Origin of the sequence: Pseudomonas baetica (genome assembly GCF_019733355.1) — a bacterium.
Lineage (GTDB): Bacteria > Pseudomonadota > Gammaproteobacteria > Pseudomonadales > Pseudomonadaceae > Aquipseudomonas > Aquipseudomonas baetica_A.
The window spans coordinates 164552-190597 of sequence record NZ_JAIHLQ010000007.1; the positions used below are offsets into that span (position 1 = coordinate 164552).

General features: G+C 58.5%; 30 protein-coding genes. 14 read left to right on the forward strand and 16 right to left on the reverse strand.

The annotated features are described in order from the left end of the window. Nucleotides 1-133: 133 nt before the first annotated feature. Nucleotides 134-1072 carry a D-alanyl-D-alanine endopeptidase gene (gene pbpG, locus K5E40_RS09265; RefSeq protein WP_221730454.1) on the forward strand — a complete coding sequence of 313 codons (939 nt, stop codon included), beginning with the start codon at nucleotides 134-136 and terminating at the stop codon, nucleotides 1070-1072. Nucleotides 1073-1125: 53 nt separating this feature from the next. On the opposite strand, the gene K5E40_RS09270 is transcribed toward pbpG, so the two are convergent. The 3 genes from K5E40_RS09270 to K5E40_RS09280 all read right to left on the reverse strand — a co-directional run bounded on the left by K5E40_RS09270 (nucleotide 1126) and on the right by K5E40_RS09280 (nucleotide 2310). Further along, nucleotides 1126-1332, reverse strand: a complete 207-nt coding sequence (locus K5E40_RS09270; RefSeq protein WP_221730455.1) for a hypothetical protein — start codon at nucleotides 1330-1332, stop codon at nucleotides 1126-1128. Nucleotides 1333-1344: 12 nt separating this feature from the next. Beyond that, a complete protein-coding gene (locus K5E40_RS09275; protein WP_221730456.1) occupies nucleotides 1345-1551 on the reverse strand; it encodes a DUF6021 family protein in 207 nt (68 codons plus the stop codon). Nucleotides 1552-1638: 87 nt separating this feature from the next. Beyond that, nucleotides 1639-2310 (reverse strand): peptidase C39 family protein, encoded by a 672-nt coding sequence (locus tag K5E40_RS09280; protein ID WP_221730496.1) that lies wholly within the window; start codon nucleotides 2308-2310, stop codon nucleotides 1639-1641. Nucleotides 2311-2558: 248 nt separating this feature from the next. Here K5E40_RS09280 and K5E40_RS09285 point away from each other — a divergent pair, with 248 nt between their 5' ends. After that, on the forward strand, nucleotides 2559-2717 hold the full coding sequence (locus K5E40_RS09285; RefSeq protein WP_221730497.1) for a hypothetical protein: 159 nt from the start codon (nucleotides 2559-2561) through the stop codon (nucleotides 2715-2717). Between the two features lie 73 nt (nucleotides 2718-2790). Here K5E40_RS09285 and K5E40_RS09290 read toward each other — a convergent pair whose 3' ends face one another. Next, nucleotides 2791-3540 carry a TerC family protein gene (locus K5E40_RS09290; RefSeq protein WP_221730457.1) on the reverse strand — a complete coding sequence of 250 codons (750 nt, stop codon included), beginning with the start codon at nucleotides 3538-3540 and terminating at the stop codon, nucleotides 2791-2793. A 29-nt stretch (nucleotides 3541-3569) separates the two neighbouring features. Next, nucleotides 3570-3812: a hypothetical protein gene (locus tag K5E40_RS09295; protein ID WP_221730458.1), complete on the reverse strand. Its 243-nt coding sequence runs from the start codon at nucleotides 3810-3812 to the stop codon at nucleotides 3570-3572. Nucleotides 3813-3945: 133 nt separating this feature from the next. Here K5E40_RS09295 and nhaR point away from each other — a divergent pair, with 133 nt between their 5' ends. Then, nucleotides 3946-4845 carry a transcriptional activator NhaR gene (gene nhaR, locus K5E40_RS09300; RefSeq protein WP_221730459.1) on the forward strand — a complete coding sequence of 300 codons (900 nt, stop codon included), beginning with the start codon at nucleotides 3946-3948 and terminating at the stop codon, nucleotides 4843-4845. On the opposite strand, the gene K5E40_RS09305 is transcribed toward nhaR, so the two are convergent. Then, nucleotides 4840-6003 carry an MFS transporter gene (locus K5E40_RS09305; RefSeq protein ID WP_221730460.1) on the reverse strand — a complete coding sequence of 388 codons (1164 nt, stop codon included), beginning with the start codon at nucleotides 6001-6003 and terminating at the stop codon, nucleotides 4840-4842. The genes nhaR and K5E40_RS09305 overlap by 6 nt on opposite strands. Before the next feature lie 336 nt (nucleotides 6004-6339). Between K5E40_RS09305 and sstT the strand changes: the two genes are divergently transcribed. Beyond that, on the forward strand, nucleotides 6340-7572 hold the full coding sequence (gene sstT / locus K5E40_RS09310; RefSeq protein ID WP_221730461.1) for a serine/threonine transporter SstT: 1233 nt from the start codon (nucleotides 6340-6342) through the stop codon (nucleotides 7570-7572). A 72-nt stretch (nucleotides 7573-7644) separates the two neighbouring features. Here the strand turns inward: sstT and K5E40_RS09315 are convergent, their stop codons facing one another. Continuing rightward, complete coding sequence (locus K5E40_RS09315; protein ID WP_221730462.1) at nucleotides 7645-8154, reverse strand: DUF1993 family protein; 510 nt, start codon at nucleotides 8152-8154, stop codon at nucleotides 7645-7647. A gap of 125 nt (nucleotides 8155-8279) precedes the next feature. Here K5E40_RS09315 and K5E40_RS09320 point away from each other — a divergent pair, with 125 nt between their 5' ends. Then, nucleotides 8280-8924: a YceH family protein gene (locus K5E40_RS09320; RefSeq protein ID WP_221730463.1), complete on the forward strand. Its 645-nt coding sequence runs from the start codon at nucleotides 8280-8282 to the stop codon at nucleotides 8922-8924. Nucleotides 8925-8991: 67 nt separating this feature from the next. Here the strand turns inward: K5E40_RS09320 and K5E40_RS09325 are convergent, their stop codons facing one another. Then, nucleotides 8992-9810 (reverse strand): shikimate 5-dehydrogenase, encoded by an 819-nt coding sequence (locus K5E40_RS09325; RefSeq protein ID WP_221730464.1) that lies wholly within the window; start codon nucleotides 9808-9810, stop codon nucleotides 8992-8994. A 245-nt stretch (nucleotides 9811-10055) separates the two neighbouring features. On the opposite strand from K5E40_RS09325, the gene K5E40_RS09330 reads away from it, so the two are divergent. The 3 genes from K5E40_RS09330 (at nucleotide 10056) to K5E40_RS09340 (ending at nucleotide 11124) form a co-directional block, all read left to right on the forward strand. After that, the gene (locus K5E40_RS09330; protein ID WP_221730465.1) at nucleotides 10056-10415 is read left to right on the forward strand and encodes a hypothetical protein; all 360 of its coding nucleotides are present in this window, start codon (nucleotides 10056-10058) and stop codon (nucleotides 10413-10415) included. 230 nt (nucleotides 10416-10645) lie between these two features. After that, on the forward strand, nucleotides 10646-10840 hold the full coding sequence (locus tag K5E40_RS09335) for a hypothetical protein (protein ID WP_221730466.1): 195 nt from the start codon (nucleotides 10646-10648) through the stop codon (nucleotides 10838-10840). A gap of 101 nt (nucleotides 10841-10941) precedes the next feature. Further along, nucleotides 10942-11124 (forward strand): hypothetical protein, encoded by a 183-nt coding sequence (locus tag K5E40_RS09340; protein ID WP_221730467.1) that lies wholly within the window; start codon nucleotides 10942-10944, stop codon nucleotides 11122-11124. Here K5E40_RS09340 and K5E40_RS09345 read toward each other — a convergent pair. After that, nucleotides 11121-12182 (reverse strand): AI-2E family transporter, encoded by a 1062-nt coding sequence (locus K5E40_RS09345; RefSeq protein WP_221730468.1) that lies wholly within the window; start codon nucleotides 12180-12182, stop codon nucleotides 11121-11123. The two genes, K5E40_RS09340 and K5E40_RS09345, sit on opposite strands and share 4 nt — an antisense overlap. A 197-nt stretch (nucleotides 12183-12379) precedes the next feature. On the opposite strand from K5E40_RS09345, the gene yegQ reads away from it, so the two are divergent. Then, the gene (yegQ, locus tag K5E40_RS09350) at nucleotides 12380-13711 is read left to right on the forward strand and encodes a tRNA 5-hydroxyuridine modification protein YegQ (RefSeq protein ID WP_221730469.1); all 1332 of its coding nucleotides are present in this window, start codon (nucleotides 12380-12382) and stop codon (nucleotides 13709-13711) included. A gap of 108 nt (nucleotides 13712-13819) precedes the next feature. Here yegQ and K5E40_RS09355 read toward each other — a convergent pair whose 3' ends face one another. Next, on the reverse strand, nucleotides 13820-14533 hold the full coding sequence (locus K5E40_RS09355; RefSeq protein WP_221730470.1) for a FadR/GntR family transcriptional regulator: 714 nt from the start codon (nucleotides 14531-14533) through the stop codon (nucleotides 13820-13822). A 355-nt stretch (nucleotides 14534-14888) separates the two neighbouring features. Here K5E40_RS09355 and K5E40_RS09360 point away from each other — a divergent pair, with 355 nt between their 5' ends. Beyond that, entirely contained in the window at nucleotides 14889-16235 is a 1347-nt protein-coding gene (locus tag K5E40_RS09360) for an MFS transporter (protein WP_221730471.1), read from the forward strand. 24 nt (nucleotides 16236-16259) lie between these two features. Beyond that, on the forward strand, nucleotides 16260-17603 hold the full coding sequence (gene gudD / locus K5E40_RS09365; protein WP_221730472.1) for a glucarate dehydratase: 1344 nt from the start codon (nucleotides 16260-16262) through the stop codon (nucleotides 17601-17603). Between the two features lie 57 nt (nucleotides 17604-17660). Here the strand turns inward: gudD and K5E40_RS09370 are convergent, their stop codons facing one another. Further along, nucleotides 17661-18539: a LysR family transcriptional regulator gene (locus tag K5E40_RS09370; protein WP_221730473.1), complete on the reverse strand. Its 879-nt coding sequence runs from the start codon at nucleotides 18537-18539 to the stop codon at nucleotides 17661-17663. A gap of 160 nt (nucleotides 18540-18699) precedes the next feature. Between K5E40_RS09370 and ampC the strand changes: the two genes are divergently transcribed. Continuing rightward, nucleotides 18700-19866, forward strand: coding sequence for a class C beta-lactamase (gene ampC / locus K5E40_RS09375; protein ID WP_221730474.1), 1167 nt, complete (start codon nucleotides 18700-18702; stop codon nucleotides 19864-19866). A gap of 119 nt (nucleotides 19867-19985) precedes the next feature. On the opposite strand, the gene K5E40_RS09380 is transcribed toward ampC, so the two are convergent. After that, a complete protein-coding gene (locus K5E40_RS09380; RefSeq protein WP_221730475.1) occupies nucleotides 19986-20552 on the reverse strand; it encodes a DUF4174 domain-containing protein in 567 nt (188 codons plus the stop codon). Nucleotides 20553-20759: 207 nt separating this feature from the next. Between K5E40_RS09380 and K5E40_RS09385 the strand changes: the two genes are divergently transcribed. Continuing rightward, complete coding sequence (locus tag K5E40_RS09385; protein ID WP_221730476.1) at nucleotides 20760-21224, forward strand: GNAT family N-acetyltransferase; 465 nt, start codon at nucleotides 20760-20762, stop codon at nucleotides 21222-21224. Between the two features lie 28 nt (nucleotides 21225-21252). Here K5E40_RS09385 and K5E40_RS09390 read toward each other — a convergent pair whose 3' ends face one another. From K5E40_RS09390 to K5E40_RS09405, 4 genes are all read right to left on the reverse strand, one after another. Further along, on the reverse strand, nucleotides 21253-21636 hold the full coding sequence (locus tag K5E40_RS09390; protein WP_311775945.1) for a hypothetical protein: 384 nt from the start codon (nucleotides 21634-21636) through the stop codon (nucleotides 21253-21255). Next, nucleotides 21588-22373, reverse strand: a complete 786-nt coding sequence (locus K5E40_RS09395; RefSeq protein ID WP_221730478.1) for a sulfite exporter TauE/SafE family protein — start codon at nucleotides 22371-22373, stop codon at nucleotides 21588-21590. The genes K5E40_RS09390 and K5E40_RS09395 overlap by 49 nt, the downstream gene beginning before the upstream one ends. 223 nt (nucleotides 22374-22596) lie before the next feature. Beyond that, nucleotides 22597-23811 (reverse strand): MFS transporter, encoded by a 1215-nt coding sequence (locus K5E40_RS09400; protein ID WP_221730479.1) that lies wholly within the window; start codon nucleotides 23809-23811, stop codon nucleotides 22597-22599. A gap of 80 nt (nucleotides 23812-23891) precedes the next feature. Further along, entirely contained in the window at nucleotides 23892-24641 is a 750-nt protein-coding gene (locus K5E40_RS09405) for a hypothetical protein (RefSeq protein ID WP_221730480.1), read from the reverse strand. Nucleotides 24642-24885: 244 nt separating this feature from the next. Between K5E40_RS09405 and K5E40_RS09410 the strand changes: the two genes are divergently transcribed. Then, a complete protein-coding gene (locus K5E40_RS09410; protein ID WP_221730481.1) occupies nucleotides 24886-26034 on the forward strand; it encodes an aldose epimerase family protein in 1149 nt (382 codons plus the stop codon). Nucleotides 26035-26046 lie beyond the last annotated feature (12 nt).

Below are 26046 nucleotides of genomic sequence, written 5' to 3' on the forward strand. Positions count from 1 at the left end.
GCCTTTTCACAAGATTTTCAGGCCACTCAAACAACCATCGACAGTTATTCAGCCATACTCCTAAAATGCGACGCTTTTAAGAAATAACCCGTTACAAACTAACGGAATATCCAACCTTTATGAGTTCGCCCGCGTGAAAATTCGTCTTTCGATTCTGAGCCTGTTTTTTGCACTTACAGGCACATTCATCACGCCATCGATCAATGCCGCGCAAACCATCGCTGCCCCCCGTGACGCTTCGCAATTGAAGATCGCCTCTGGTAGCGCCCTGCTCATGGATATGCAGACCCAAAAAGTCATTTATTCCAGCAACCCTGACGTGATTGTGCCGATCGCTTCCGTCAGCAAGCTGATGACTGGCCTGGTGGTGGTTGAAGCCCGACAGAACATGGACGAATGGATCAATGTCGATATCAGCAATACGCCGGAAATGAAGGGCGTGTTCTCCCGAGTCAAACTCAAGAGTGAACTGCCGCGCCGCGAGATGCTGTTGATTGCTCTGATGTCTTCGGAAAACCGTGCGGCCGCCAGCCTCGCGCATCACTACCCGGGCGGTTACGCAGCCTTTATCGCGGCGATGAACGCCAAGGCCAAGGCGCTGGGCATGACCAACACGCACTTCGTCGAGCCGACCGGTTTGTCTGAGCGCAACGTGTCGACTGCCCGTGACTTGAGCAAGTTGCTGGTAGCCGCCAGCAAGTACCCGATCCTCAGCGAACTCACCACCACCAAGGAAAAGACCGTCTCTTTCCGTAAACCCAATTACACACTGGGCTTTCGCAATACCGATCACTTGGTCAATAAGGCCGACTGGGACATCAAGATCACCAAAACCGGCTTCACCAATCCTGCCGGTCATTGCCTGGTACTGGTAACGAAAATGGGCAACCGCCCGGTCGCGCTGGTGATTCTCGACGCGTTTGGCAAATACACCCATTTTGCCGATGCTAGCCGCATCCGCAGTTGGGTGGAAACCGGCAGGAGCGCTAGCGTTCCAGCGGCGGCTCAACAGTACAAAGCCGACAAAAACCTCAAGGCGCGCCAGAGTGGCGTGGTCGAAGCCTCCAAGTAATTCGCGCCATAAGGAAAAGCCCCGAAATTTCGGGGCTTTTTCTCATCTGCACATCAGTCGTTAGGCAGCGGCATCTCGTCGTCATCAGGAATCCCGTCACCGGCACTCGGATCCCGCGCAGGCTGCGGCGTAACTACATTGGGTCGCGCCAACGGATCACGCAGCGGGCTCTCAGGATCCAGCACCGGGTCCACTTCCTGTTCAGGCGTGGTCGGCACACTGTCGGGCTTTTGGTCATCGAAGCTTGAATCGGTACTCATACGCACCTCGCATCAAGGTTTGAGATCGGCTAACGGATCGTAGGGCTGGGCCGGTTTGGTGTCGTCTTCGCCAGGCTTCACATCTTTGGGCGCCTTTGCAGGGCCAATGGGGTCGACTTGCGGATCTTCGAGATCCGGCGAGTCGGGATCGAACCCCAGATCGTTACCTGAAGAATGCTCAGAAGAATGCGGGCCTTTCGGGGATGGGGAATCTGTCATGTTGCCTCCTGATTCACCCGTAAAACCGGGCTATAACCCTAAGAGGCTGGCCGGGCGCAGTCGTGCCCGGCAGATGACGAATGGAGCTCAGTGCGCCGCCAATGCCTTGCGCGCCTGCGCGGCTTCCGGCTCCTGACCGGCCTGTGACAACTCATCGGCGGCCTTGAGCCAGCGCTGACGATCAACCGCCACCGGAATCTGCGAAGGCTTTTGAATCAAGATTGCCCAGCCACCGGACTTTTCGAATGCCGATTCAAAAGCGCTGAAGCTCATGATTTCGCGACGGTTCATGCCCGCGCGCAGCAGCACTTTCTGTTTATTGCGGTCGTAGCCGGAAAGAATGGCATAGCGCGGTTGCGCCCAAAACGCTGAACCTTCGCTGAAGCGCACCATCACCGGATAGCCCGCAGCAACCTGCGTCAGCAGCGCTGGCAGATTGCGGTCCAGCGGATAGACGACCAAGCCATATTCCCGTGCAAGCTTCTGCATGTTCTGCTGCAATTTATCTTCGGCGCCCGGCAGGTGCAGCGGTTTTGCCAACAACCCCGGGGTGATCACGATGCCTTGCTGCGACAACAGGCTGGCCAACACTTGCGGCCCTGATTGATTGGCGTCGCCGCGATAGAACGTACCACTGAGCTCAACCCGCTCGGGCAGACGCTTCACCTCTGGTGCCACACTACCTGCGCACCCGGCCAGTACGGCTGCGCAACCAGCCACCAGCAGCGCCGCGCGAATTCGAGAAAATACCTGCACCATCATCACTCTCTGTTCAAGACGCCGGTCATCGTGTTCCGGCAGTGCCTGCGATCATAGGGCCGCAAAAAGCTGCGGTATAGCCTTAAACCGCAGACTCAACGATTGCATAGAGCAAACTGATTGGTCGCCACCGACCTTTGGTCAATAGCTTGAAACACCCCATTGACTAGACTGTCACTGACATAGAGCGATTTGAGAGAAATGTGTGCCCGAGCCTGGGCAAAGAGGAGGCACTCATGAGCCTGACCATGACTATCGTAATGTTGATTGCCGGCTGGCTGGCCGTTGCTACTGCCATGCTGTGGGGCGTGTTGCGTATTTCCCGACGCCACCATCATCACCCCGCCCAACCTGCACCGATCGAGAAACCGGGCAAGCACCGCGCGCACCCTGCGACTGCACACTGACTGTCGGTAAAACTGCAAACAAAAAAGCCGCCTTTACTCTGGGAGTTCGGGCGGCTTTTTTACGGCTTAACGATTACGCTTGCTCAGCCAGTTTCTTCTGCCTTGCTCGACGGGACATCATGTTCAGCACCTCAATCGCCGCCGAGAACGCCATGGCCGCATACACATAACCTTTCGGTACGTGGGCGCCGAAGCCTTCGGCGATCAGCGTCATGCCGATCATGATCAGGAAGCCCAGGGCCAGCATCACCACCGTTGGGTTGTCGTTGATGAACCTGGCCAGCGGCTCAGCCGCAAACAGCATCACCAGCACCGAGGCCACTACCGCGATGATCATGATTGGCAAGTGTTCGGTCATGCCGACTGCCGTAATGATGCTGTCGATCGAGAACACCATGTCGAGCATCAGAATCTGCCCGATTGCCGCTGCAAAGCCCAGGGTCACCGTCGAAGTGGCCGATTTCGGGTCTTCCGGCGCCGGATCCATGCTGTGGTGAATCTCGGTCGTAGCCTTCCAGACCAGGAACAAACCGCCGGCGATCAGGATCATGTCCTTCCAGGAGAACGCCTGGCCGAGGATTTCGATCACAGGCTCGGTCAACTGCACGATGAAGGCGATGGTGCTCAACAACGCCAGACGCAGAATCAACGCCATGCCGATACCGATGCGGCGCGCCTTCTGGCGGTGCTGCTCGGGCAACTTGTTGGTCAGAATCGAGATAAAGATCAGGTTATCGATGCCGAGCACGATCTCCATGACCACCAGTGTGGCCAAAGCAACCCAGGCAGCGGGGCTGGCGGCTAGTTCTAACAGATATTCCATGGGTCAGTCCTGACTCGTTGTAAGACGGTTTAGATAGTCTTTGAGGAAGATTCAGATGTTTGCGTATCTTTTTCCGGTGCTTCTTTTTTCTCGATCAACCCGCCCGTGGCTTCGCTGAGCGCTTGTTCGGCGGCTTTGTGGGTATCGTCGATCGCCTGCTTGGCGCTTTCGGCGGCTTTACCCATTAACTGTTGGGCGCTTTTCTCGGCCTGATCGCAACCAGCCAGCACCAGTAAAGACGTAAACATCAGCACAGGAAATGCGTATTTCATGAGGTTTCCTCCCAATCAACAGACAGGGCCACAGACCGGCCCTCAATGGCTGGGCATTCTAGGGAGGGAGACACTTCAGGAAAATTCGTATTTTTAGCGGCTATACTTCGATTTTCACGAACTGTAGACCCTCATGCTCAACTATCGACAACTGCATTACTTCTGGGTCGTGGCCAAGACCGGCAGCATTGTGCGTGCCTGCGAGCAACTGAACCTGACCCCACAGACCATCAGCGGGCAGATCTCCCTGCTCGAACAAACCTACGGCGTCGATTTGTTCAAGCGCGTGGGGCGGCAACTTGAACTCACCGAAGCCGGGCGCCAAGCCCTGCCCTACGCCGAGCAGATGTTTCAGCTCGGTGGCGAACTGGAGTTGATGCTGCGCGCGCAACCCAACGAGCAGCAGATTCTGTTCCGCGTCGGCGTGGCCGACGTGGTACCCAAATCCATCGTCTATCGTCTGATCGCGCCAACCATGGAGTTGAGCGAGCCGCTACGCATCACCTGCCGCGAGGACAAACTCGAACGCTTGCTGGCAGATCTGGCCATCCAGCGTCTGGATTTGGTGATCTCCGACAGCCCGATGCCATCACATCTCGATATCAAGGGCTATAGCCAGAAACTCGGCGAATGCGGGATCAGTTTCTTCGCCACCGCCGAACTGGTGGCACGCTATGGGCAGGATTTCCCGCGCAGCCTGCATGGCGCACCGCTGCTGATTCCCGGCGCAGAAACCGTGGTGCGCAGCCGTTTGCAGCGCTGGTTTGCCGAGCAGCAGATCCAGCCGAAAATCGTCGGCGAGTTCGATGACAGTGCCTTGATGCAGGCATTCGGCCAATCCGGCAGCGGGATTTTTATCGGCCCGAGCGTGATTGCCGAAGAAGTGAAGCGCCAGTACGGCGTTGAATTAATGGGTCAGACTGACGCAGTGACCGAGTCGTTCTATGCCATTTCAGTGGAGCGCAAGGTCAAGCACCCCGGCATCGTTGCGATTACCGAAGGTGCCCGACGCGAGCTGTTTACCGCGTTATGAGAGTTCAGCGCAGACTTCGCGCGGCTTGAGCGTCATCAACACCATGGCGAGCAATACCGACAGCAGAATGAACCCGGCAGCGGCGAAGCCGAGGAAGCCCAGCCCCGCGCTGTCGATCACCCGTCCACCGATCATGGCGCCAAGGCCGATGCCAAGGTTAGCCCCGGCAATATTCAGCGAAGCGGCAAAGGCTGGTGCTTGTGGTGCGGCTTTCATCAGGCGCACATGGCTGACCAGGAACAACGCCGCTTGGGTCACGCCCCAAATCCCCATCGCCACTGCCAACCCAAGCGGCGAATGAATGTTTGGCACCAGCGACACCATGCCGGCAATCATGAACGCACAGAACAACACCGACGCCCCCAGCGGATGCCGATCCACCGCACGTCCGCCCAGCGAGTTGCCGATCAGCCCGACCGCGCCGAAGCCCATCAGGCACCAGCCGACCACCGCGCCGTTGAAACCGGCGAGGCGTTCAAGGATGTCTGCCAGATAGGTGTAAGCGGTAAACATGCCGCTAAACACCAGAATCGACAGCACAATATGGCCGATCATCAAAGGGCTGCGCAGGATTTTGAACTGCGAGCGGAAGCTGACCTGATGCTGGTGCAGACTGGTTTTCGGCAGATATACAAACAGCAGCAACGCCTTGGCAAACGCGATCACCGCGAGAATACCGAAGGCACTGCGCCAGCCGAAAGCATCGGAAATCAATGTACCGACAGGAATGCCAAACACCGTGGCGCAGACAATGCCGAAGCCGATCTTGGCGATGGCGCGCCCGGCGTAGTCCGGACCGACGATGTCCACTGCGGTTTCACTGGCCAAAGCCCAGAACACCGGTAAACCCAGCGCGGGGATCAGCCGCGCAACCGCCATTACCCAAATATTCGGCGCCAATGCAGCAACGGTATTGGCCAGGCCAAACATGATCAGGATGGTGATGAACAGCTTGCGTCGCTCGAAGCGGGCGAAATACGCGGTCAAGAATGGGCCGAACATTGCCACGGTAAAAGCGAATAGCGTCACCAGCAGACCGGCCTGCGGGATGGTGACCGCGAGGTCTCGGGCAATCGCCGGCAACAGGCCAACGATGACGAACTCTGTGGTCAGCACCGTGAAGCCAGCGGCGGACAACAGAAGGATGGGCAACAGCATGGGAAACTCCAACGAAACGACGACACCAGCGATGACCAAAAGGCCCGCTGGCAGAACTTGAAAAAGAGGAAGGAGAATCTTAACAGAGTGTTTCCAGACTGACTTGCACAAACCTGTCGATCTTGCCGGCGAATCGGGTGGCAGATCGTCACATGCCTGAAGGATAAGGCCTACGCTGTGGTAAAGTCCGCGCCCTGCAAAACGTACACCCTGTTCAGCGGCCGGTTTAATGGCGTTGAAATTGCGTCAACACTTTCGGTTCGTGGCGCTGGCCTGCCCTGTTTCGCCAGCGCATTTACGCAACCCTGCACCCTATAAAAAATCAGAGATGCCGCTATGAATGCTTCATCCCCTTCTTTCTTGCAACGCTTAAGCAAACTGAGCCTGGTCACACAAATTGTCATCGGCCTGATCGCGGGTATCGCCTTGGCGCTGGTCGCGCCCGAGGCCGCGAAATCCACGGCGTTCATCGGCAAGGTCTTTGTTTCGGCGCTGAAGGCCGTGGCACCGATTCTGGTGTTCGTGCTGGTGATGGCCTCGATTGCCAACCACAAGCACGGTCAGGAAACCCACATCCGTCCGATACTGTTCATGTACCTGCTGGGTACGTTCAGTGCGGCAGCGGTCGCCGTGGTTGCCAGCATGATGTTCCCATCGAACCTGGTGCTGTCCACGGACAACGTCGCAGTGACCGCACCGGGCGGCATCACCGAAGTGTTGCAAAGCCTGTTGCTGAGTGCGGTCGATAACCCGATTCATGCACTGATGAACGCTAACTTTATCGGCATTCTGGCCTGGGCCATCGGTATGGGCGTTGCCATTCGCCATGCCGGCGAGACCACCCGCCAAGTGCTGGGCGATCTGTCCAACGGTGTGACCGTGATCGTGCGCGTGGTGATTCGCTTCGCCCCGCTGGGCATTTTTGGCCTGGTCGCGTCGACACTCGCCACGTCAGGTTTTGATGCACTGATCGGTTATGCGCATCTGCTGGCGGTATTGCTCGGCTGCATGCTGTTCGTGGCGCTGGTGATGAACCCGCTGATCGTGTTCTGGAAGTTGCGCCGCAACCCTTATCCGTTGACCCTCAAGTGCCTGCGCGAAAGCGGTATCACGGCGTTCTTCACCCGCAGCTCAGCGGCGAACATTCCGGTCAACCTGGAATTGAGCAAGCGTCTGGGTCTGCATGAAGACACTTACTCGGTGTCTATCCCGCTAGGGGCCACCATCAACATGGCCGGGGCGGCGACCACTATTACCGTGCTGGCGCTTGCTGCCGTGCACACGCTGGGTATCGCGGTGGACATTCCAACCGCCATTTTGCTCAGTTTGGTCGCGGCGGTCTGCGCGTGCGGCGCGTCGGGCGTTGCCGGTGGTTCGCTGCTGCTCATTCCGTTGGCGTGCAGCCTGTTCGGCATCCCGAGCGAGATCGCCATGCAGGTGGTTGCGGTGGGCTTCATCATTGGGGTATTGCAGGATTCGGCCGAGACCGCGTTGAACTCCTCCACCGACGTGCTGTTTACCGCTGCGGCCTGCTTGGGCGAAGAAGAGAAAGCCCAACGCACCGCATAACCCCTCTCACAAAGGGAAATGAAAAAGCCCGCCAAGGCGTAAACCTTGGCGGGCTTTTTGCTGCCGGGTGGTTTAGAACGCGCCCATGTAATCGCGTTTACCCACTTCAACACCGTTGTGACGCAGCAAGGCGTAGGTGGTGGTGACATGGAAGAAGAACTGCGGCAGACCGTAGGTCAGCAGATAAGCCTGGCCGCTGAAGCGCTTCTCTTTCGGTGTGCCCGGACGGGTGACGATTTCGATGCCTTCCTGGCCATTGATCTGCTCAGGCTTGATCTCGCCGATAAAGGCCAGAACCTTGGCGATCAAGGCTTGCAGCTCAGCGAAGGTGGTTTCGCTGTCGTCGTATTTCGGAATCTCGACTTCGGCCAGACGCGACGAAACGCCTTTGGCGAAATCAACCGCGATCTGCACCTGACGCACCAGCGGGAACATGTCCGGGTACAGACGAGCCTGCAGGAAGGCGTTCGGGTCGATGTTTTTCTCGGTGGCGTGGGCTTCAGCCTTTTTCAGGACATCGCTCAGGGCGTTGAGCATTTGTTGAAAAACCGGGACGGATGCGGCGTACAGGGAAATGGTCATGGCAATCTCATGTGGTGGCTGGGTGGAACGTGGAGGCGATTATAGCCATGCTTGATGACCACACGGCTTGCCTTTTGTTTGGCAAGGATTAGGCTAGGCGCCTTCGACTGCAGAGGGAACGCGCGATGTCCACAGAACCAGAATCCAGCTTCGACGAACCACGGCTCAACGCCACGGAAATCCGCATCCTGGGATCACTGATCGAAAAACAGGCCACCAGCCCGGAAACCTATCCGCTGACTCTCAACGCGCTGGTGACCGCGTGTAATCAGAAAACCAGTCGCGAACCGGTGATGAACCTGACTCAGGGCCAGGTGGGCCAGAGCCTGCGTGCACTGGAAGGTCGCGGCTTCGCCAAATTGGTCATGGGCAGCCGCGCCGACCGCTGGGAGCACAAGGTCGACAAAGCGCTGGAGTTGGTGCCGGCGCAGGTGGCGCTGACCGGGCTGATGTTTCTGCGCGGTCCGCAAACCGTTAACGAACTGCTGACACGCAGTGGGCGCATGCATGATTTCGAAGATGCCGAGCAAGTGGTGCATCAGCTTGAGCGCTTGATCGCTCGCGGGCTGGCGGTGTTGATTGCGCGCCAGGCTGGGCAGCGCGAAGACCGCTATAGCCATGCGCTGGGCGATGCGGCGGATATCGAGGCGATTCTGGCGGCGCGGCAAAATCCCGGGGAGCGCGTCAGCGGCGGGGTTTCGATCGAACGGATCGAAGAGCTTGAGGCGCGGATTGCGGCACTGGAAGAGCGCCTGGCCCGCCTCGAATAAACACCATCCCCCTTTGGGAGCGGGCTTGCTCGTGAAGAAGCCCGCTGAACCAATACAGACTTAAAGATCAGCTACGGGCAAATGCCACTGCAGCCTGAAACTGCTCTTCGGTCGGCCGCACCCCGGTGTACAACACAAACTGCTCCAGCGCCTGGATCGCTATCACTTCCAGCCCGGTAATGACCCGCTTCCCTTGCGCGCGGCCACGCATGATCAGCGGCGTTTCCGAAGGAATGGCCACCACATCAAACACCATGTCGGCCGCCTTGATCACCTCAGGTTCAAACGCCAGTTGCCCCGCCTCAGGGCCGCCATCCATGCCGACCGGCGTCACATTGATCAGCATCTGCGCACGTTCATCCCCCAGTTCAGCCTGCCAGCGATAACCCAGCGAGTCTGCCAGCGCACGTGCGGCGCGTTCATTGCGCGCCACGATCAAGCCGTTTTTATAACCGCCGTCGCGCAAGGCACTGGCCACTGCCTTGGCCATACCGCCGCTGCCGCGCAGAGCGAAAGTCGAATCCTTGGGCACCGCGTGGGTTTCCAGCAACTGCGCGATGGCGATGTAATCGGTGTTGTAGGCCTTGAGATGGCCATTAGTGTTGACGACAGTATTGATCGACTGAATCGCCGCCGCCGAGGCATCCAGTTCATCGACCAACTCGATGCAGGCTTCCTTGAACGGCATCGATACGCCACAGCCACGAATGCCCAAGGCGCGAATCCCGCCGACAGCGCCGATCAGGTCCTGGCTGCTGAACGCCTTGTAGTAGAAGTTCAGGCCCAGTTGCTCATACAAATGATTATGAAACCGCAGACCGAAATTGCCTGGGCGTCCGGACAGGGACATGCACAGCTGGGTGTCTTTGTTCGGGTTCATCTGCATGAAACTTCTCCTTCAAACGCACTTTCGGATGGACGGGATTAGCCATTCCATCGGGTTCTGAATGATCATATCGCTTGCCTGCACCGGGCTTGCGCGAGCCGGTAACGAAACCGCTACAGACCTTACACAAAATTTACCCAGCGGCTGTGCTGATTTTAAAAATTTCGCTGTCTTAGAAGTATCCCCGCGACATCCATGGACCTATTGCAGGCCAGGGAGCCGGGTTGAAGAACCGAGGAATTATCATGATTCGTAAACTCTCCATTATGGCCTTGCTGATCGGCGCACTCGCTGTAACAGGCCAGGCAGAAGCCGGTCGTGGCCATGGCTGGCAAGGCCCGGCGGTGTTTGGCGCGATCGTCGGCTCGGCCATCATCGGCTCGGCACTGATCAACCAGGATCGACCGGTGTACGTGCAGCAACAGCCGGTTTACGTTCAGCCCCAACCGGTTTATGTGCAGCAACCGCCACCACCGGTCTACTACCAGCCAGCGCCGGTTTATGTGCAGCAACCGGTTTACGTCCAGCCGGCCCCCGTCTACTACGGCCCGCCTCGCGGCTACTACGGTCACCCACATGGCTACTACGGCGGCCCACGCTGGTAATCGATAGACAGAGCCCTGCTTTATAGCGGGGCTTTTTTATGACCGTCGGTCGGCCAGCGTCTGAAAAAATCTCGCCAAGGTCGCTGTGAGGACAGTTTCAAGAGCTAAAGTCGGCATGATTGGCTTGACCGTAATGGACCCCTCCATAAAACGGTCATCTTTTTGTCATGACGGAACCGCAATCTGAATCCGTCCGTAAACAACAGGTTGATAACAACAAGGACGATTGTATGCCTACACAAAACCCGCACCGCGTCGTCGGCCTGTGCACCTCAAGCAAGGTGTACAGCGCGCTGACCGAACTCAAGCACCTGGAAGGCCACCGCTGCGCCAAGTTTCTTTCGCTGCTGGCCGAGAACCTTGTGCACAAGGGGCTACTCAATGAGCGCGAAGTGGTGCACATGCTCGACCAGGTTGTCGACTGAAGCGCCCTCACTGTTATCAATGACCACTATCAAAAGCGTTGATTGTCCCTGAGAACCACGAATGCCTAAGGTGGCCCCATCGTTTGATGGAGGTTTCAGTCATGGCTCAGGTTCAAATCATGTCGGTCATTGGCAGCGCCGTTCCCGCTCCACTCAGAGAGCTGGGTTTGCTCGCCTGTTGGTATCTGGTGCGCGACGGCGAGCCGATCAGCGGCCCGCTGACATCATTACCAGCGGCGCAGGCCTTGTCGCAACAGATCGTCCGCAACCCGTTTCAAGCCTAAGGTAGCTGCACCTTGGGCTTGGTCTCGACGAACAGCGCCCAACTTGACATGAACAGCGCCGCAACCAACGGCCCGATCACAAACCCGTTCAGACCGAAGACTGCCAGACCGCCCAGCGTCGAAATCAGGATCAAGTAGTCGGGCATGCGAGTGTCCTTGCCCACCAGAACCGGCCGCAGCACGTTGTCGACCAGACCGATCACAAAAACCCCGAACAACCCCAGCACGACGCCCTGCCAGATCATCCCGCTGAGCAAGAAATAAACCGCCACCGGCGCCCAGACAATCCCCGCTCCCACCGCCGGCAACAGCGATAGAAACGCCATCAACACCGCCCACAGCAACGCGCTGGGTATGTCGAGAAACCAGAAAATCGCTCCGCCCAACGCGCCTTGCGTGATCGCGACGACCAGATTGCCCTTTACCGTGGCCCGCACGACCCGGTTGAACTTCAGTTGCAAACGACGCTTTTGATGCTCTTCCAGCGGAATCGCAATGCGTACCTTGCGCACCAGCTCCGCGCCGTCGCGCAGAAAGAAAAACAGCAAGTACAGCATGACGAAGAAACTCACCACGAACTCGAACGTACCCTGGCCAAAACTGAATGCCTGGGTCGCCAGTACCTGACTGCCTTGCATCGCCGCTTTGACGATTTTTTCGCGCAAGGCATTGAGTTCACCCATGCCAAAGCGGTCCAGCAGATGCTGGAAGTATTGCGGCAGGCTGTGCTTGAACTGCGCCAGATAGGCCGCAATGTCCAGCTCGCCACTTTCGATATTCTTGTAAAGCGTCGCCCCTTCCTGCACCAGCAACACGCTGAGGATGATCACCGGCAAAATCGCGATCACCAGGCAGATGCTCAACGTACACAGCGAGGTGACATTGCGCTGCCAGCCGAATTTCCCCTGCAACTTGCGCTGCATCGGCGCAAACAGAATGCCCAGGATCACCGCCCAGAACACCGCGCCATAAAACGGCAGCAGAATCCAGATAAAGGCCACCGTGACCAGTACCAGCAGCACCGTCAGGGATTTGAATTGAAGACTTTTTACGTTCATGTCCGGTCCATGTCAGTCAGGCGTCATGTACGCCCAAAACCTTAGTCAGCCGGGGCGTGCGCGAGTGCCATCTTTATTCATGGGGCGTCGCTGCGGCGCCTGCGCAGCGCAGCCTCACTGACCCAAACGTAGATACAGATCAATAAACCCCGATTTCATCCGCATTACCCTGCCGCGCTTTTGCGACCGATGCCGCCATGACCCTCACGCCAGACCTCACCGCCCCGGAACTGCTCGCTCCCGCCGGCACCCTGAAAAACATGCGTTACGCCTTCGCCTACGGCGCCGATGCGGTGTATGCGGGCCAACCGCGCTACAGCCTGCGCGTGCGCAACAACGAGTTCGACCATGCCAATCTGGCGCTGGGCATTCGTGAGGCTCAGGCACAGGGCAAACGCTTCTACGTGGTGGTCAACATCGCGCCGCACAACGCCAAGCTGAAGACCTTTCTCAAGGACCTGGCGCCGGTGATTGAAATGGCACCGGACGCGCTGATCATGTCCGACCCCGGGCTGATCATGCTGGTGCGTCGGCATTTCCCGCAGATGCCGATTCACTTGTCGGTACAGGCCAACACCGTGAACTGGGCGAGCGTTGAGTTCTGGCAACAGCAAGGGCTGAGCCGGATCATCCTCTCGCGGGAATTGTCGCTGGAGGAAATTGGCGAGATTCGCGAGCAAGTGCCCGGCATGGAGCTGGAAGTATTCGTTCACGGCGCGCTGTGCATGGCTTATTCCGGCCGTTGCCTGCTGTCGGGTTACATGAACAAACGCGACGCCAATCAGGGCACTTGCACCAACGCTTGCCGCTGGAAATATTCGGCGCAGGAGGCTACCCAGAATCAGCTCGGCGAGATCGTGCAGACCTTCCAGCCCGAACCGACGCTGGGCATTGGCACCCCGACCGATCAAGTGTTCCTGTTGCAGGAAGCCAACCGTCCGGATGAGTTGATGCCCGCCTTCGAAGACGAGCACGGCACTTACATCATGAACGCCAAGGACCTGCGCGCGGTGCAACATGTCGAGCGTCTGGCGCGCATGGGCGTGCATTCATTGAAGATCGAAGGCCGAACCAAATCGCACTTCTATTGCGCCCGCACCACCCAGGTATATCGCCGGGCAATTGATGATGCGGTGGCCGGGCGTGAGTTCGATCGCAGCCTGATGACCGATCTGGAGTCACTGGCCCAGCGCGGCTACACCGAAGGTTTCCTGCGCCGGCATGTGCATGACGAATACCAGAATTATCAGAACGGCAGTTCGGTGTCGCAGCGTCAGCAGTTTGTTGGGGAATTGACCGGCGAGCGGCGTGATCGTCTGGCGCAGGTCAAGGTGAAGAACCGTTTCGCCCTGGGTGATCATCTGGAACTGATGACGCCCAAGGGCAATTTTCATTTTGACCTGCATGAACTGCAGAACCTCAAAGGGCAGGCGATCGAGGTCGCACCGGGGGATGGGCACACGGTCTATGTGCCGATTCCGGATACGGTGGACTTGCACTTTGGGTTGTTGATGCGCGATGTGAATTGAGGCTGAGGCCGCCTTCGCGAGCAAGCCCGCCTCCACACTGCCTCTCTGTCTTGCAAATACCCCTGTGGGGGCGGGTTTGCTCGCGAAGAGGTCCGCTGCCTGCGCCAATCAACCCTGCGCGCAAAACCGATCCCGGCTATTGGTCAGGTGCAGCCACATCGCTGCACGCGCGGCGTCTGCATCCTGACGCTTGATCGCGTTCACAATCGCCTCGTGTTCCAGATTCGCCAACTGCCCGAGCTTGCTCAGATCCGCCGCCCCGCGCTCGGCCGCATTCAGCCGATGACGCGGAATCATCGCGCTGCCCAAGTGCTGCATGATCTCACTGAAACAGACATTGCCAGTGGCCTCGGCGATCAGCAGGTGAAAGCGCCGGTCGGCCTCGACACAACTGTCGTTATTGGCGAGTTGGCGCTGATAGTCATCCAGCGCTTGCCGCATCTGCAGCAACTGCTGCTCGGTACGCCGTTGCGCCGCCAATGCCGCTGCCTGCGTTTCCAGCCCCATGCGCAACTCGAGCATGCTGCGCACGCCGAGCGCCGTGTCGACATTGAGTCGCAATCCCTGCTCCGGCGCACGCTCGATCACGAACGTACCAATGCCATGGCGCGTTTCGACCCATCCCGACGCCTGCAATTTGGAAATCGCCTCGCGCACCACCGTGCGACTCACACCATGTTCCTGAACGATGGCGTTCTCCGATGGCAGCTTGTCGCCGGGCGACATCTGTCCGAGCAGGATGCTCTGGGTGAGCTTCTCCACCAGATCATGGGCCAGGTTGTGCGCACGTTTGCGGGTAGGGGCGTCGAGGTCTTCTTGCATGGTTGGTTCCAGTGAGCGGACTGGCGAATCGTAGCACCGCACAGGCGTATGACGGGATTGATTCTAGCGCTGAAACACCCGCCTACTTGTATGACAACACTCAATATCTATTAATAATCTGCCGGGTTTGCTATCGACTTCACGCAATTTTGATCGCGTCCTCATGAAATCGCCACTGCCAAAAAAGTAACAAAAACAGGGTTAAAACCCAGAAAAGCATAAAAACCCTGTCATCCAGAGCAATAAAATCATCCCTACCCACTTGTAGGACAAAAAATCGTAGTTGTATGATGTCTATCAACAACGCCGTATCCAGCCCTACCCCGCATAAAAATAATCAGTGGGAGCAAACCAAGTGAAAACCTCCGTCTCGGGGATGAACGAAAGCGTCAACTCAACGCTTTCGTCCGCCATCTCGAAAGTCAAACGCCACGTACTGCCGCTCTTCGTGATCATGTTCATCGTCAATTACATTGACCGGGTGAACATCGGATTTGTCCGCACCCACATGGAACACGACCTGGGCATTGGTGCCGCCGCTTACGGCTTCGGCGCCGGCCTGTTCTTCATCGGCTATGCGCTGTTCGAAGTCCCCTCCAACATGCTGCTGCAGAAAGTCGGCGCGCGAATCTGGTTGACCCGGATCATGCTCACCTGGGGCCTGGTCGCCGCCAGCATGGCATTCATCCAGACCGAAACTCATTTCTACATTTTGCGTTTTTTGCTTGGCGTAGCAGAGGCCGGGTTCTTTCCCGGGGTGATCTACTACTTCACCCGTTGGCTACCGGGTGTCGAACGCGGCAAAGCGATTGCGATCTTCCTCAGCGGTTCGGCGATCGCCTCGCTGATCTCCGGCCCGCTGTCCGGTCTGCTCCTGCAAATCAACGGGCTGGGCATGCACGGCTGGCAATGGATGTACTTCATTGAAGGGATGTTCTCGGTGTGCCTGTGCGTGTTCGTCTGGTTCTGGCTCGACGCCAAGCCCCATGACGCCAAATGGCTGACCCGCGCCGAGCAGGACGCATTGGTCACCGCCATCGACGATGAACAGAAGGCCCGCGAAGCGGCCACACCCCTGCGTCCATCAATGGGCAAACTGCTCAAGGACCGGCAGATCATTCTGTTCTGCCTGATCTACTTCTTCATTCAGCTGACGATCTACGCCGCGACCTTCTGGTTGCCGAGCATCATCAAGAAAATGGGCGAGATGAGCGACCTCCAGGTCGGGCTGTTCAACTCGATTCCGTGGCTACTGTCGATTGTCGGCATGTATGCCTTCGCGTCCCTCTGCGCCAAGTGGAAGCACCAGCAGGCATGGGTCGCCACGGCACTGTTGATCGCTGCGGCGGGGATGTTCATGTCCACCACCGGCGGGCCGATCTTTGCCTTCGTCGCGATCTGTTTTGCAGCGCTGGGTTTCAAATCCGCCTCGTCGCTGTTCTGGCCGATTCCCCAGGCCTATCTGGATGCGCGGATCGCCGCGGCGGTGATTGCGCTGATCAACTCAGTGGGCAACCTCGGCGGCTTCGTAGCGCCGACCACGTTCGGCCTGCTGGAACAACACACCGGCTCGATTCAGGGCGGCCTCTATGGGTTGGCCGCGACCTCGATCATCGCCGCGATCATCGTGTTCTTCGCCCGCACCTCAGCGAAACCCGCCAATGCTGCCGCCGTGGTCGATGCCACGCCGAAGCACGCCTGACTCTCTGTTTTCAAGGATAAAACAATGAACGTAAACGACACCGCCAAAGCCCCGATCATCACTGATATGCAAGTCATCCCGGTGGCCGGCCACGACGGTATGCTGCTCAATCTGAGCGGCGCCCATGGGCCGTTTTTCACCCGCAACATCGTCATTCTCAAAGACAACGCCGGCCACACCGGCGCGGGCGAAGTACCCGGTGGCGAACGTATTCGCCAGACACTGGAAGACGCACGCAGCCTGGTGATCGGCAACCCCATCGGCACGTATCAGAAGATCCTCAATCAGGTGCGCCAGGCCTTTGCCGACCGCGATGCCGGCGGCCGAGGCCTGCAAACTTTCGACCTGCGCATCACCATCCACGCGGTCACCGGCCTGGAAGCCGCCCTGCTCGACCTGCTCGGCCAACACCTCGACGTACCGGTCGCAGCGCTGCTCGGCGAAGGCCAGCAACGTGAAGAAGTGAAGATGCTCGGCTACCTGTTTTACGTCGGCGATCAGCGCGAAACCGACCTCGCCTATCGCAGCGAACCGGACGCCGATAACGACTGGTTCCGTGTGCGTCACGAGAAGGCCATGACTGCTGAATCGGTGGTGCGTCTGGCCGAAGCTGCCCATGCCAGATACGGCTTCAAGGACTTCAAACTCAAGGGCGGCGTACTCAGCGGTGAGGCAGAAATCGAAGCGGTGACGGCACTGGCCGAGCGCTTCCCCGAGGCCCGAATAACCCTTGACCCGAACGGCGCGTGGTCGCTCAAGGAGGCGATCCGTTTGTGCCGCGATCAGCATCACGTTCTGGCGTATGCCGAAGACCCGTGCGGGGCGGAAAATGGCTATTCGGGCCGTGAAGTGATGGCCGAGTTTCGCCGCGCCACCGGGCTGAAAACCGCCACCAACATGATCGCCACCGACTGGCGCGAGATGGGCCACGCGATCCAGTTGCAATCCGTTGACATCCCGTTGGCTGACCCGCATTTCTGGACCATGCAGGGTTCGGTGCGCGTGGCGCAGATGTGCCATGAGTGGGGCCTGACCTGGGGCTCGCACTCCAACAATCACTTTGATATCTCGCTGGCCATGTTTACCCATGTGGCGGCGGCAGCACCGGGTGAAATCACCGCCATCGACACCCACTGGATCTGGCAGGACGGCCAGCGCCTGACCAAGGCACCGCTACAGATTGTCGACGGCTGCGTGCAGGTGCCGAAGAAACCCGGGCTGGGTGTGGAACTGGACATGGATCAAGTGGCCAAGGCTCACGAACGCTATAAAGGCATGGGCCTGGGTGCGCGGGATGACAGCGTGGCCATGCAGTTCCTGATTCCGGGATGGACATTCGATAACAAACGGCCGTGCATGGTGCGCTGATTTTCAAGTCCGCCACACGCCACAGGTGGGAGCGAGCAAGCTCGCGCCCACAAGGGTTCAGGACTGACCTGAGATTTGTAGCAACCAGTCCCTGAACGCCAGCATCGCCGCGGTCTCTGGTCGCGATTGCAATCGCGTCAGCCAATAACTCCCCGTGGTGATCTCGATCGTAAACGGCTGACAAATCGCCTCTGCCGCCAATTGCCGGGCGAACATCAGGGGCGGCGCCAACGCCACCCCACAGCCCTGCAACGCCGCTTCCATCATCGCCAGGGACGAATCGAACACAATGCTCTGCGGCGGCGCCGCCTGAGTCGCCAGACCCGCCGTTTGAAACCATTCCGACCATTCATCCGTTCGGTAGGAACGCAGTAACGTCTGCTGCAAGAGATCCCCCGGCGCATGCAACTGTCGGGCGATTTCCGGCACACACAACACCGACAGCGGCGCATCGAGCAAGCGGGTCGCCTCAATACCGTGCCACGCCCCGGCGCCAAAGCGGACTGCGTAATCCAGCCCTTCGGCAGCGACGTCCACGCGATTGTTGTTCGTCGACAGCCGTAAATCTATGAGCGGATGTTTCGCCCGAAAGTCCGCCAGCCTCGGCAACAGCCAGCCCACAGCGAACGTCCCCACCGCGCCGACGGTCAACACTTCGCGATACTGCCCCCCGGCGAGGCGTTCGAGAATCTGCGCGATGTGATCGAATGAGGTGCTAAGCACCGGCAACAGGGTTTCGCCTTCACTGGTCAGCATCAGCCCACGGGGCAAGCGTTTGAACAGGGTTACGTTGAGTTGCGCTTCGAGGCTTTTGACCTGATGGCTGACGGCCGCTTGGGTCACGCACAGTTCCACAGCCGCGCGGGTGAAGCTCAAATGACGTGCTGAAGCCTCGAAAGCGCGCAGCGCGTTGAGCGGCAATTGTGGTCGAATCATGCCTTGTCCCAAATTTTTCTAATGGCTCATGCGAAATTTCGTCGTTTGTCGATTGCCCTCGGTGTGCCTAAATTGGCGGCGCTGATCAGTAGCCCGACGGGGAAATCACCCGCAGTGTAGCGGGATACAACAATCAACACTCACGGAGAGTGGATCATTTATGCGTTCAATCAACCCGACAAAACTCTTTTCCTACAGTACTTTCGGCCTTTTCTTTGGCGCCACGGCCTGCCTGGCCGCGCCGCAAACCGACGAACAACTGCAAGCACTGGTCAAAGGTGCCGTCACGCCCGTCATGCAGCAGCAGAACATCCCAGGTCTGGCCGTTGCCCTCACCATCAACGGCAAACAACATTACTTTAACTACGGCGTCGCCGCCAAAGACACCGGGCAGAAGGTCAGTGAAAACACCCTGTTCGAAGTCGGATCGGTGAGCAAAACCTTGACTGCGACACTCGCCGGTTACGCGCAGGCCACGGGCAAACTGGATCTGTCGACCAAGGCCAGCAAGCTTTGGCCGGAGTTGAAAGGCAGCGCTTTCGACAACATCAGTGTGTTGCAACTGGGCACTTACAGCGCTGGCGGGTTGCCGCTGCAATTCCCCGCAGCGGCGGATTCGGCTGACAAGATGCTGGGCTATTACCAACAGTGGAAACCGGTTTATCCGGCAGGCAGCCATCGCCTGTATTCCAATCCGAGCCTTGGGTTGTTCGGTTATCTGACGGCGAAAAGTCTGGGCCAGCCGTTTGATCAAGCCATGAGTGAAACCCTGCTACCGCAACTGGGCCTCAAGCACACCTACATCAAAGTGCCGGCATCCGAAGCCAAGCTCTACGCTCAGGGTTACGACAAGAAAGACCAACCGGTTCGGGTCAGTCCGGGCGCACTGGATTCCGTAGCCTACGGCATCAAAACCAGTGCAGCAGATCTGCTGCGTTACGTAGAGGTCAACCTGAAACCGGCCAGCCTTGAAGCGCCGCTGCAAAAAGCCATTGCCGCGACCCACACCGGTTACTACACCGTTGGCGACATGACCCAAGGCCTGGGCTGGGAGCGCTATGCCTACCCGATCAGCCTGGCTCAATTGCAGAACGGCAACTCGACGCCGATGGCGATGGAGGCGCACAAGGCCAAGTGGCTGACCCCGCCACAACCTGAACCGGCCAATGTGCTTTACAACAAAACCGGCGCAACCGGTGGCTTCGGCGCGTACGTGGCGTTTGTGCCGTCGAAGGAGCTGGGCATCGTGATCCTGGCGAACAAGAATTACCCGAATGCGGAACGGGTGAAGATTGCGCATGAGATTTTCAGTGCGCTGACTGAATGATGCAAAACCTGTGGCAAGGGGATAAATCCCCTCGCCACAACGTTTTGTGTAAAAGGCATGCAATAAAAAATGGGCGACCTGCTGAGGTCGCCCATTTTTTTTTAATTAAGGCCATGCCATCAATCATCCGGCATTTGCGGCGGCTTACTCGGTTTGACTGGCTTGCTTGGCTTGGCACCTTTCGCACCTTTGGCCGGTTCAGGCTCGCTGGCGGCCGGCGCTTGGGCGGCTGCAGCGGCCGCTTCCTTCTCGGCCATTGGCATGGCGTCGATAGTCTCGAAGATCTTCTTCAGGTCCACCGATTTCGCCTCATCCCCCGACGCCGAAAGCTTGGTTTCGCCGTCCTTGCCCACCAGGAACACTTTCGGGTAGGCCCCGGCACCCAGCTTCAGCGAGCGCAGCAGCGCCATGGTGTCTTGCTGGCCCATGTCCTTGCCGTCAAGTTGGCCTGACATGTTGAGGATGGTGTAAACCTTGATGTTGCGGTCGGCGACGCCTTTTTTGTTGGCGGGGTCCTCCAGCGACTTTTTCAGGCTCACCCACACCGGGTCGACGGTGCTTTTTGCGATCACGATCAGCGGTCGGGCGCGGCCCATGTCTGCGGCAATCGGCGAATCGTTGTCAGCGGCGAACAAGGGGCCGGCAATCGCCAGCAAGAGTGTCAGGGTCAGTGACCTGATGAGCATGCGCATCTCCTTTTGATATCCACGCTCTACTGATTGCGCATCGTGGCGATTGTTCCGGGTGTGTCTGGCAAATATGTTTCGCCTTGTCAGAAGCTTAGGTCAGGACCGGCATTGCGCAACCGAACCCGTGCAATCGTAACGACGATTTGATTACCGTGCATGCGCGCTTTAGGGTAGCTGTTCTGCCCACGAAACGGAGTTCAACGCATGCACATCGAATACCTGTGCGATCGCCCCGAATTTATTGAAGAACTGGCCGAACTCAACTTCAACGAGTGGGGTGAATTCCGCCCCGGCGATACGCTCGAGGCCCGCACAGAACGCATGCGCAAAGCCAGCGGCAAAGGCGCGATTCCCAGCGTGGTGGTGGCGATTGAAGACGACAGGCTGCTCGGTGGCGCGCTGCTTATCGACAGCGACATGAAAACCCGTCCCAAGCTGACGCCCTGGCTGGCCGGGGTTTATGTGAAGGCAGAGGAACGTGGACGCGGGGTTGCTTCGCAACTGGTCAATCAGATTGTTGAAGAGGCGAAGACGTTAGGCGTGCAGACGCTGTATCTGTACACCGACGCGGCGCAATCGCTCTATGCGCGGCTGGGTTGGGAGGTGGTCGAGGAGCTGGTCTACGAAGACTTGCCGGTGACGATCATGAAGTACACCTTCGCCGACTGAGACAATCCCTGTGGCGTGGGTGCTTGCCTCAGCCCAGTGCCAAATCGAGTGCCGCTAGTAATTGTGACGGTTCAATGCAGTGCTCGCCGAGTCTGAGTACCCCGCCGTCGAGATCAACGTTCAGCATTACCGATGCGCGATCTCCAGGATATTTGCGCAGGAGCAAGTCGATGCCACTGGCTGTCTCGTCCGCCGTGCCGATCAAATCCCATAAGCTATCGCTCAGATCCAGCAACACCTGCTGACGCTGCTGATCAACCACAAGCGGCGCATACAGCCAATGGCTCATGCGCATTTCGCGGGGTTCGACAGTAATGGCGATGCGGCCATCGCAATGCAGGCTGGTTTCGCTCATATCAAGGATCAAAAAGCCAGTTTGTAACCGATCAGCAACAGCATCGTCGCCAGGCACGGGCGCAAGACTTCATCGGAGATGCGTCCGGTCAGGTGGCTGCCGAGCCAGATGCCCGGCAGCGAACCCACCAGCAAAAAGCCCAGTACGCCCCAATCCATATTGCCCATGCTCGCGTGGCCAAGGCCTGCGACGAGGGTCAGCGGCACGGCGTGGGCGATTTCAGTGCCGACCAGACGGCGGGTCGGCAGCAGTGGGTAGAGGATAAACAGCGCAACAGTGCCCAAGGCGCCGGCGCCGATCGAAGTCAGGGCGACCATGGTGCCGAGGATCAGACCGGTGATCACGGTCATCACATTCAGCCGCGAACCGCTCGGGTTGTAGTTGCCGCCGGCACGTTTATGGGCGAAATCCAGCAAGCGCTTCTTGAAAAAGATCGCCAGTGCCGTGGCGAACAGCACAAAGCCCAGGGCTTGTTTGATGATGGCGTTCATCGCATCCGGCGCGGTGTGCAGGGTGCTGAGGAACCACAAGGTCATCACCACCGCTGGCACGCTGCCGAGGGTCAGCCAACCGGTGATGGCCCAGTCGATGTTCTTGTTCTTTTTGTGAACGAGGACGCCGCTGGATTTGGTGATGGCCGCGTACAGCAGGTCGGTGCCCACCGCCGTCGCCGGGTTGATGCCGAACCACAGCAGAATCGGGGTCATCAAGGAACCGCCGCCGACACCGGTCATGCCGACGATAAAACCCACCACCAACCCGGCAATCACCAGGCCGAAATTTGCCAATTCCATGAAGACGTCCAGAAAAACGACAGGAAAAATATGGCCGCAGCATAGCGATTTTTCTTATAACCACCTATATCGATGCGGTCTATCGTTATGCCTTTCAGCTACACCGCCTATCCCGTGTGGGGCTTGCTCGCGAAGAGGGCCTGTCAGTCAACTCATGGAGTGACTGACCCAGCGCTGTCGCGAGCAAGCACGCTCCCACAGGAGATCGGGGGTGATTAGAAGATCAATGCACCCGCCGCCCCGGTTTGAAACTGTGATGACTGTTGATCCACACCGTGGCCAATGCGATCAGCGACAGGATCAGCAATGCCCACGGGAACGACATCGCCCCCGCCCGATCCAGCAGCAATCCGCCAAACAATCCGCCACCGGCAATCGCTATGTTCCATGAGGTGGTGAGCATCGCTTGCACCACGTCAACATGATCGCCGGCCGAATCCGCCGCTGCCGTCAGCAACAAAGTCGCCGAGCCACCAAACGACAGCCCCCACACGGCCATGCAGGCGTAAATCAGCCATTGCGACGGGGAGGCGATGGCCAACACCAGCGCCGTCATGGCAAACACTGCGAGGCTGATGAGCGTCAGCCAGCGCAGCCAGCGGTCCACCAGCATGCCGATGATCCAGATCCCCACCAGCGAACACAGGCCGAACACCAGCAGCACCAGATCAACCCGCTCGGCCAGGCCGGCCTGCATCAGAAACGGCGAGATGTAGGTGTAGAGAATGTTGTGTCCGAGCATCCACGTCAGCACCACGAACAGCACAGGACGAACGCCCGGCAGACGCAGGGATTCGAGCAATGGCAGGCGTTCTTCGCTGTTCTGCCCCGGACGATCCGGCACCGCGATGACGATCCACGCCGCCAGCACCAGTGCCAGCTCCGACATGATCCCGAACGAAGCACGCCAGCCGATCAGATTACCCAGCCAGGTACCCGCCGGCGTGCCCAGCGACAAGGCCACCGGCGTACCGAGCATGGCAATCGCCAGCGCCCGCCCCTGTTGATGCACCGGCACGATCCCGCGCGCGTAACCGGCCATGATCCCCCACGACAGCCCCGCCGCCATCCCGGCGAGAAAGCGCGAAATCAGGGTCAGGCCGTAATGGCTGGAGAACGTGGTGACGGTGTTGAACACCAAAAACCCACCCACCGTCATCAACAGCACCCGCCGCCGTGGCCAGCCACGCGTGGCGACGGTCAGCGGAATCGCCGCGACAATCGAGCCCAGCGCATACAGCGTCACCAGTTGCCCGGCGAGCACTTCACTGACGTTCAGCCCAGCGCCGATTTGCGGCAATAACCCAGCCGGCAGGGTTTCGGTGAGGATGGCAATGAAGCCGGTCATGGCGAATGCCAGCAGCGCGGCATAAGGCAATTTGTCGGCACGGGCGGTGCGGTCGACGCAGGTGAAGTCGGCGCTTGCGGGGTCGGTCATGACAGGTGCAGCTCCTTTTGAGGCAAACATGGCGAAGGATTGTATACAAATAGCCCGACCTTCACGCTACCCGACGCGACTTATTGCACCGGCAAAAAATTCAGGAACAGCAGACTCTGGGCGTAGTTCAGGCCGATGCGCCGATAGCGCTCGTCAAGCATCTGTGTAAGCAGATCGAGGCGCGCCACGATTTTGCCGAACTCGGTGGCGAAGCTCAGGTTGCTGCCCTCCTCCGAAATTTCGTTGGAGAACAGCAGTGGCTGGCCTTCCTTGTTCTGGCGCTGGGACAGAATCCATGTGGCTTTTTCGATGTTGCGCGCCGCGTTGTGTACGAAGGTCGGGTTGATCGCATCGGTCATGTAGAACTCGACCCGATTGTTGTGCGCGGTGACCAGCATGCTGCCAATGGCATAGATGAACGCGCCAACCCGATCACCGAGAAACTCAGGGCTCATCGCATAACTGAGCGCTGCCAGATCTTTTCGGCCACCCAGCACCGGCAACGGTTGTTGCTGCTCGATGGCCAGGCGCACCTGTTTCACGGCGGTGTTGATGTTGAGGAAACCCGATTTGCGCAGCTCGTCCGGGTTGCGCAGGTACAGCTTGCCCATCAAGCGATAAAGGCTGTTGAGGTTGTCGCGCATCGCCAAAGTGGCCATGCGGTCGACGCTGGTCTGCAGAAACTCCTGCGGTTGACCGTTGCGAATCTGAGCGATGAAACCATTGCCCTCCTGATGCGCACAACCGCTGATCCACAGCGACAACAAGCAGGTCAGCAACAGGCACGGGCGACGAAAAAAATGGGCGATCGGGTGAAAAGCTCTCGGCATGAGTTCTCGAACAGGCACATTCCTGTGCGGCGGGAGTCACCGCATCCTGGCCATGGATAGAGCCGCTGATTGCGAAAAAGTGCAATACCGGCAGCGTTTCCTGACCTTCGGCGTGACATGGACAACTATTTAGTCCGACTTTATTTTTGCAAAAACTGTTTAATCCGCTATAAATTTCCATTCGCAGCTTAAATAGCATGACTATTACCGCATTCTGAAAACAACAACAAAAGGAAGGTCAACCATGCTTCAATCCCGTCACCTGCTCTCCGGCCTCGGACTGTCCCTGATGATCGCCACCCTCTCAGCCAACGCGGCGGGCCTCAGCGCCGAACATAAAGCCTTCGGCAAAACCAACGATGGCACGCCCGTCGAGCAATACATCCTGCGCAACAGCCATGGCATGCAAGCCACCGTCATCACCTACGGCGCGACCCTGCAATCGCTGTTGGTGGCCGACAAGCACGGCAAATTCGACGATGTCGTACTGGGCTTCGACGATGTGCAGGGCTACCAAAAAGGCACCGCCTACTTCGGCGCGACCATCGGCCGCTTCGGCAATCGCCTGGCCGACGGCGCGTTTGAACTCGACGGCAAGCGCTTTCAAGTGCCGCAAAACGACAAGTCCAATGCCTTGCATGGCGGCCCTCAGGGTTTCGACAAGAAGGTCTGGAAAGCGCAGGAAACCAAAGACAAGGATTCGGTCGGCGTGACCCTCACCTATCTGTCGGCGGACGGTGAAATGGGCTTCCCCGGCAACCTCACCACCGAAGTGACCTATCGCCTGACCGACAGCAACGAACTGCGCATCGACTACAAGGCCAGCACCGACAAACCGACCGTGCTCAACCTGACCAACCACAGCTACTTCAATCTCGCGGGCGCCGGCAATGGCGACATCCTCAAGCAGGTCGCGACGCTGCATGCCAGCCATTACACCCCGGTCACCGCCAAACTGATCCCGACTGGCGAACTGGCGCCTGTGGCCGGCACGCCGATGGACTTCACCCAGCCAACAGCGATTGGGGCGCACATCAAGGCTGATCACCCACAACTGAAATTCGCTGAACCGAAACAGGGCGGCTTCGATTTCAACTGGGCGCTGGATACCAAGGGCGACGTGAGCAAAATCGCTGCTGAGGTCAGTGATGCGCAGTCCGGTCGGCACTTGCAGTTGTTCACCAGCGAACCTGGCGTGCAGTTCTACACCAGCAACTTCCTCGACGGCACGGTCAAAGGCAAAGGTGGCAAGGTCTATCCGCATTGGGGCGCGTTTACCCTGGAGACCCAGCACTACCCGGATTCGCCGAACCAACCGAACTTCCCGAGTACGCGACTGGATCCCGGGCAGGCCTACACGCAGAGCGTTGTATTGAAGTTTTCCGCGAAGTAATCCTCCCTTCTC

What these genes read in the sequence shown, in the direction of transcription:
- K5E40_RS09270 (WP_221730455.1), bottom strand. Translation starts at nt 1,332, where the DNA reads ATGAGTACCGATTCAAGCTTCGATGACCAAAAGCCCGACAGTGTGCCG.
- K5E40_RS09275 (WP_221730456.1), bottom strand. Translation starts at nt 1,551, where the DNA reads ATGACAGATTCCCCATCCCCGAAAGGCCCGCATTCTTCTGAGCATTCT.
- K5E40_RS09280 (WP_221730496.1), bottom strand. Translation starts at nt 2,310, where the DNA reads ATGGTGCAGGTATTTTCTCGAATTCGCGCGGCGCTGCTGGTGGCTGGT.
- K5E40_RS09285 (WP_221730497.1), top strand. Translation starts at nt 2,559, where the DNA reads ATGACTATCGTAATGTTGATTGCCGGCTGGCTGGCCGTTGCTACTGCC.
- K5E40_RS09290 (WP_221730457.1), bottom strand. Translation starts at nt 3,540, where the DNA reads ATGGAATATCTGTTAGAACTAGCCGCCAGCCCCGCTGCCTGGGTTGCT.
- K5E40_RS09295 (WP_221730458.1), bottom strand. Translation starts at nt 3,812, where the DNA reads ATGAAATACGCATTTCCTGTGCTGATGTTTACGTCTTTACTGGTGCTG.
- nhaR (WP_221730459.1), top strand. Translation starts at nt 3,946, where the DNA reads ATGCTCAACTATCGACAACTGCATTACTTCTGGGTCGTGGCCAAGACC.
- K5E40_RS09305 (WP_221730460.1), bottom strand. Translation starts at nt 6,003, where the DNA reads ATGCTGTTGCCCATCCTTCTGTTGTCCGCCGCTGGCTTCACGGTGCTG.
- sstT (WP_221730461.1), top strand. Translation starts at nt 6,340, where the DNA reads ATGAATGCTTCATCCCCTTCTTTCTTGCAACGCTTAAGCAAACTGAGC.
- K5E40_RS09315 (WP_221730462.1), bottom strand. Translation starts at nt 8,154, where the DNA reads ATGACCATTTCCCTGTACGCCGCATCCGTCCCGGTTTTTCAACAAATG.
- K5E40_RS09320 (WP_221730463.1), top strand. Translation starts at nt 8,280, where the DNA reads ATGTCCACAGAACCAGAATCCAGCTTCGACGAACCACGGCTCAACGCC.
- K5E40_RS09325 (WP_221730464.1), bottom strand. Translation starts at nt 9,810, where the DNA reads ATGCAGATGAACCCGAACAAAGACACCCAGCTGTGCATGTCCCTGTCC.
- K5E40_RS09330 (WP_221730465.1), top strand. Translation starts at nt 10,056, where the DNA reads ATGATTCGTAAACTCTCCATTATGGCCTTGCTGATCGGCGCACTCGCT.
- K5E40_RS09335 (WP_221730466.1), top strand. Translation starts at nt 10,646, where the DNA reads ATGCCTACACAAAACCCGCACCGCGTCGTCGGCCTGTGCACCTCAAGC.
- K5E40_RS09340 (WP_221730467.1), top strand. Translation starts at nt 10,942, where the DNA reads ATGGCTCAGGTTCAAATCATGTCGGTCATTGGCAGCGCCGTTCCCGCT.
- K5E40_RS09345 (WP_221730468.1), bottom strand. Translation starts at nt 12,182, where the DNA reads ATGAACGTAAAAAGTCTTCAATTCAAATCCCTGACGGTGCTGCTGGTA.
- yegQ (WP_221730469.1), top strand. Translation starts at nt 12,380, where the DNA reads ATGACCCTCACGCCAGACCTCACCGCCCCGGAACTGCTCGCTCCCGCC.
- K5E40_RS09355 (WP_221730470.1), bottom strand. Translation starts at nt 14,533, where the DNA reads ATGCAAGAAGACCTCGACGCCCCTACCCGCAAACGTGCGCACAACCTG.
- gudD (WP_221730472.1), top strand. Translation starts at nt 16,260, where the DNA reads ATGAACGTAAACGACACCGCCAAAGCCCCGATCATCACTGATATGCAA.
- K5E40_RS09370 (WP_221730473.1), bottom strand. Translation starts at nt 18,539, where the DNA reads ATGATTCGACCACAATTGCCGCTCAACGCGCTGCGCGCTTTCGAGGCT.
- ampC (WP_221730474.1), top strand. Translation starts at nt 18,700, where the DNA reads ATGCGTTCAATCAACCCGACAAAACTCTTTTCCTACAGTACTTTCGGC.
- K5E40_RS09380 (WP_221730475.1), bottom strand. Translation starts at nt 20,552, where the DNA reads ATGCTCATCAGGTCACTGACCCTGACACTCTTGCTGGCGATTGCCGGC.
- K5E40_RS09385 (WP_221730476.1), top strand. Translation starts at nt 20,760, where the DNA reads ATGCACATCGAATACCTGTGCGATCGCCCCGAATTTATTGAAGAACTG.
- K5E40_RS09395 (WP_221730478.1), bottom strand. Translation starts at nt 22,373, where the DNA reads ATGGAATTGGCAAATTTCGGCCTGGTGATTGCCGGGTTGGTGGTGGGT.
- K5E40_RS09400 (WP_221730479.1), bottom strand. Translation starts at nt 23,811, where the DNA reads ATGACCGACCCCGCAAGCGCCGACTTCACCTGCGTCGACCGCACCGCC.
- K5E40_RS09405 (WP_221730480.1), bottom strand. Translation starts at nt 24,641, where the DNA reads ATGCCGAGAGCTTTTCACCCGATCGCCCATTTTTTTCGTCGCCCGTGC.
- K5E40_RS09410 (WP_221730481.1), top strand. Translation starts at nt 24,886, where the DNA reads ATGCTTCAATCCCGTCACCTGCTCTCCGGCCTCGGACTGTCCCTGATG.